Genomic DNA, 2,727 nt, shown 5'->3' on the forward strand with positions numbered 1-2,727 from the left:
TCCTTACAAGAACAACTTGAAAAAGCTCAGGTTGCGGGAAATAATTACACACTGGTAGACATCGCTCAATTGATGGTTGATAGTTACACCGGCCCCCAAGTATCCACCAAACCACAAGCCCCCACCACCGACAAATTTACTTTAGATAAACACTTTGAGGAGACTTATGGTGTGAAACCGGCTGAGTTAGTAGAGGGAAGCCGGCTGCATTTGCTGTATGAGAAGTTGAAAAGGGAACGGGGCACCGGCATCTATTTGCTGGGAGAGACTTATCGGATGTGGTTGGCGGAAGCAGAAGCAGCCCAAGAAGGCCGGTTAGACATTGAGATAGAAGAGGGCGATGACGAAAAAAAAAGGGAACTCGCAACCTTGGCAACCGAAGATATGGAATATCTGGGGAACATTATCCAGACAGCGATCACAGAGACTCCGAGAGCATTTGGACGACGGTTAATCACCGGCTTCTCTCCGAGTTCAGTCAAACAAATCAGCGGCTCGCCCTCGAACTGACCCGAAAGCTGCGTACTGAATTTTATGAACTTGTGCAAAATCGGTTAGTTGAAATTGAACACGAGGCCAACAGAGAAAACCGATTTCTACAACAAGAACTACAACTAACCGAAGAGGAGCTTTATAAGAAGGCACAAACTCACGGTTTTCTTACCACCGGCAGCACAGCAATCTCAATGATGATGGGTGGTGCAATCGGCCCTCTAATTTTCCCGAACCCAACCCCATCTATCTCAATTGCTGCCGGTGGCATCCTCATCGGTATCCCATTGGCCGGTGTACTAACAATAGTTCTCAACAAAATTATGTGGAGACAGGATTATGACGACTAACCAAACAATCACTTTGCCTGCTGAAGTTTACTGGACTAAACGTATCATTTACAAGCGGCAGTACAGCGGTATCAATGATGGTCTGTGGTGGAATAGACTCTCTAGTTTTACCAAATTCTGATGAGCGCGATTTCTTAGGGAGCCGGTGCAGCAATAATTGGATTTTCTTTGACCCTACCATCAACGTTTTTCTCAATTAAATCATCTGGAGACAAGATTATGACGACTAAGCAAACCAAAAAACTATCGGCTGAGATTTATTGGTCAAAACAGATTATCAGCCACATCAGAGAACTCATTAATAACAGCCAAGCCGGTGATGAATTCGTTGGAGAAATCCTTAAACAGTATCAAACAGGCATAATACCAACGGCCCAATGGTATGTACAGAAGTTAGCCTCCCCCAACGAAACCTATCCCACCAATTTAGATTACGAAGTGATTGGTACGTTAATTGAAGGGTTCGTGGCATTCCTCAAAGAAAAACATACTCTTCAAACTCAACCATAATCATGTCACCCTACCAACCTCAATCAGAGCTTGATTCTTTCAAGTTAGGTGAAAACCAAGCGTTTCAATTCTTCGATACCTCCCCCTCAGATATTGTGGAAATCGAAGCCGAAGAAATCATTAACAATTCCTCTACCAATCAACCTACTTCCACCTCCCACAGTACCGTAACATTCGTTGCTAAAACTCGTACCCCCTGGATTATGGTGATTGCCGGTGGAACGTTAGTCAGTATTGCGTGCATCAGTTTCTTCCTACTCGGATTAAACACCGGCCTCAAACTCAATCAAACCCAACCGATTCATCACAACAAATAAGGAGAAAAATCATGTTTGGACTATTAGACAAAGCCATGTCTGTTGCCACCGGCGCCATGATGGGATATCTAGTTTCAATACCAGGGCTGGCTACTGTTGGTGCAATGAACATTGGAGGGGTGATAGGAGCCGCCACTCTTATGGTTAATCCCACCTTAATTTTCATGTCATTTACCCTGGGAGCAATTCTTTTATCACCGTTCTTTTTAGATTGGGGTGCAGAAGAAAAACCTACCCCAACTAATTCAGTAGAACGAGTGTGGGCCAGTGTAAAAATCAGGAATTGAAGAGGGTAAAATGTACGACTTGAATGCGGCAGGATTTATTCAAGATCCGCCACCAGAACATCCATTGGGTAAACAGCAATCTCCCAATCAAAATGAATCTACGGTTTTCTTTGCGAAAACGGGGTCAAGAGAGGAAATACCAGGGGACAGGACGAATAAACGAAAAGAAGAAACTGAACGCCAGAAACTATTAATTTTCTTGATGTGTTGCTTTTCAGTATTTGCCGCCATAAGCACTGCCGGTGTTCTCCTAATGGGTACAGCAACCCCAACAATTGCCGAAGGTTCATCCGAGTTAATTGGTGAACTGGATGCAAATAAAGCCCTCCTCGAAAGCTTGGTTGTTACTGACTTTAAACCAAATGTCACGAGCAGTAATTCAGTTGGTCAACTACAAAAGCTCTGGTTGAATATTGGCTCAAAAGAACGCTCAACAGCGAAAGACCGGCTCAGTAAATCAGGAGATATTTGTAACAGGTCTGATCAAACAATTACCACCTGTCTTTATCAGAGACAAGCAGAGGCAATTCAACCATTAATCTGGCGGATTGCTGCCGGCGAAAAGTTTGTCCTGGTGAGCCTGGATAAACCACTCAAACTAACCAAAGATAAAAAGTTAGACAAGAGCAGTGCGGAAACACCGGCCTATCCAGAATTAGCGATGTTTACGGCGTTGGGATGGTTGATGGGGAATAACCAAGCCAATTACGAAACCGCGTATGATTTCGAGTTCGGGTTAGCTGGGCTGGAAACATTACAAGGTGATTTAGC

General features: G+C 44.1%; 6 protein-coding genes. All 6 read left to right on the forward strand.

What is annotated here, in order from left to right; translation table 11 throughout:
• On the forward strand, positions 1-510 hold a 510-nt coding region (locus NG798_RS27275), incomplete at its 5' end, for a hypothetical protein (RefSeq protein ID WP_261226862.1).
• Between the two features lie 32 nt (positions 511-542).
• Complete coding sequence (locus tag NG798_RS27280; RefSeq protein ID WP_261226863.1) at positions 543-842, forward strand: FUSC family protein; 300 nt, start codon at positions 543-545, stop codon at positions 840-842.
• 219 nt (positions 843-1,061) lie between these two features.
• A complete protein-coding gene (locus tag NG798_RS27285) occupies positions 1,062-1,352 on the forward strand; it encodes a hypothetical protein (protein WP_261226864.1) in 291 nt (96 codons plus the stop codon).
• Positions 1,353-1,354: 2 nt separating this feature from the next.
• A complete protein-coding gene (locus NG798_RS27290; protein WP_261226865.1) occupies positions 1,355-1,669 on the forward strand; it encodes a hypothetical protein in 315 nt (104 codons plus the stop codon).
• An 11-nt stretch (positions 1,670-1,680) separates the two neighbouring features.
• Positions 1,681-1,956 (forward strand): hypothetical protein, encoded by a 276-nt coding sequence (locus tag NG798_RS27295; RefSeq protein ID WP_261226866.1) that lies wholly within the window; start codon positions 1,681-1,683, stop codon positions 1,954-1,956.
• Positions 1,957-1,966: 10 nt separating this feature from the next.
• Positions 1,967-2,727, forward strand: a 761-nt coding sequence (locus NG798_RS27300) for a hypothetical protein (RefSeq protein WP_261226867.1), incomplete at its 3' end; no start/stop codon positions are given.

It is taken from the genome of Ancylothrix sp. D3o (assembly GCF_025370775.1).
In the GTDB taxonomy this organism is placed as follows: Bacteria; Cyanobacteriota; Cyanobacteriia; order Cyanobacteriales; family Oscillatoriaceae; genus Ancylothrix.

Excerpts from the sequence above, each read along its gene's own strand:
- NG798_RS27290 (WP_261226865.1), top strand. The coding sequence starts at position 1,355 with ATGTCACCCTACCAACCTCAATCAGAGCTTGATTCTTTCAAGTTAGGT.
- NG798_RS27295 (WP_261226866.1), top strand. The coding sequence starts at position 1,681 with ATGTTTGGACTATTAGACAAAGCCATGTCTGTTGCCACCGGCGCCATG.
- NG798_RS27285 (WP_261226864.1), top strand. The coding sequence starts at position 1,062 with ATGACGACTAAGCAAACCAAAAAACTATCGGCTGAGATTTATTGGTCA.